The organism is Vreelandella nigrificans (genome assembly GCF_002374315.1).
Lineage (GTDB): Bacteria > Pseudomonadota > Gammaproteobacteria > Pseudomonadales > Halomonadaceae > Vreelandella > Vreelandella nigrificans.
This window is the reverse complement of record NZ_NWUX01000060.1, coordinates 1-1,388: the sequence shown is the minus strand read 5'-3', so window position 1 is coordinate 1,388 and position 1,388 is coordinate 1. Positions and strand designations below refer to the sequence as shown.

Annotated in this window: 2 protein-coding genes; both read left to right on the top strand. The window is 52.4% G+C overall.

Annotation, left to right across the window (positions count from 1 at the left end):
• Positions 1 to 1,104: hypothetical protein (locus CPA45_RS22445; RefSeq protein WP_208858586.1), on the top strand; the 1,104-nt coding region annotated here is incomplete at its 5' end.
• A complete protein-coding gene (locus CPA45_RS22935) occupies positions 1,088 to 1,243 on the top strand; it encodes a hypothetical protein (RefSeq protein WP_165771612.1) in 156 nt (51 codons plus the stop codon). The genes CPA45_RS22445 and CPA45_RS22935, both read left to right, overlap by 17 nt.
• Positions 1,244 to 1,388 lie beyond the last annotated feature (145 nt).

Genomic DNA, 1,388 nt, shown 5'->3' with positions numbered 1-1,388 from the left:
CTTTACCACACACCCTTCATCACTGACTTGGTTATGGCCCCAGCGGGGAGGCCGCCGATGAGCTTGCAAAACGAACCTCTAAAGCAAGCGGACGGCTACGCCGAAACTGCCTACCGCGCTGATGCTATTCCCGAACAGAGCTACGCCCCTCAAAATGAGATGTTGCGTGGACGTATCCTCGAAACTCGCCTGCCCTGGGGTAGTTATCTAGGTGTTAACCCGACTACTTATCAGTACTCGGAAAGCTGGTTTCGGGAGTATCAATATATCGGTGACGACTATCATGACTACACCATGATAAACGAGCGTCGCTGGTCAAAGCGGGTTGATGAAAAAGTAGGTATTCTTTATCGCCTGTTACGCTTTATCTTTGTTATCTACTCTCATGGATTTAGCTTTATTAGACCTGGGGGCGGGGTCGGAGGAGGGTGGCTCTTTACGGGTATAGTTGCATTTGGAACCCCGCTGTTCATGTTTGCTGCGGATATATGGATACAAGGGCTTATACCTCTTGCCATTGTAGTGGCCTTTTGTGGGGGGGCTACTCTTCTTCTTCAGCTTTGGGAAAAGCATGAGTTAAAATTCTACAAAGGCAACCGTAATTGGTCAGATGACTATGCTTTTTGTCGACGTACCGGCATGGTCATGACCTCTCGAGGTGACTTTCCCTTCTATGAGTTCGATGCCTGCATTGAAATGCGAGTAGGCACTCAAGGGTCGCAGTTTCACTCGTTCAAAGTGATCCATCGCTACCCTCATCGTAGCCCTGACCCATTTACCAAGCACCCTCTGGAGTTCAGTTTTACTGTGGATGGCAGTATCGCCCAGCTATACGCCGCCTGGGATATGCTGCAGCGTTATATGGATGTCTCCCAGCCGCTACCGGATGTACCTGAATTAGAGCCCTTCCGCCACCTCGATCCGACCACCAAGGCCTATGATGAGGCGGGAAAACGTGGCCGCCCCGCTACCTACTGGCGCGATTTATATGCCAATAGCAGCGAGGAAGAACTCAAAGCACTGCGCGAAGCGCACCGAGGTGGATGCGACCCACTGGGGCGGCCGCCCAGACCTAATGGAACTCTCAGTGCCCAATTACCGTGAAACCCGCAAGGGCGAACCGGAAGACGTCAATGACTTTGGGCGTTTCCCCGGAAAGGCAGGCAAGTTCCTCGATCGGCCGGAAGTAACATCCACTTCCGAATCTCCAGATCGTCAGAATGCTGGAGAACACCCACGCTGACCCTCGCCAAAAACTACGGGCCGATGTTTGTCGTCGGCCCCGAAGGTGAAGAGACTTCATTGTGAAGAGCACGGCCGGTCAGGCACAGCTACCTGTATTCCTGTTTGAAGAAGAGCGCAGGCAATATGACGCCATACAGAGCAAC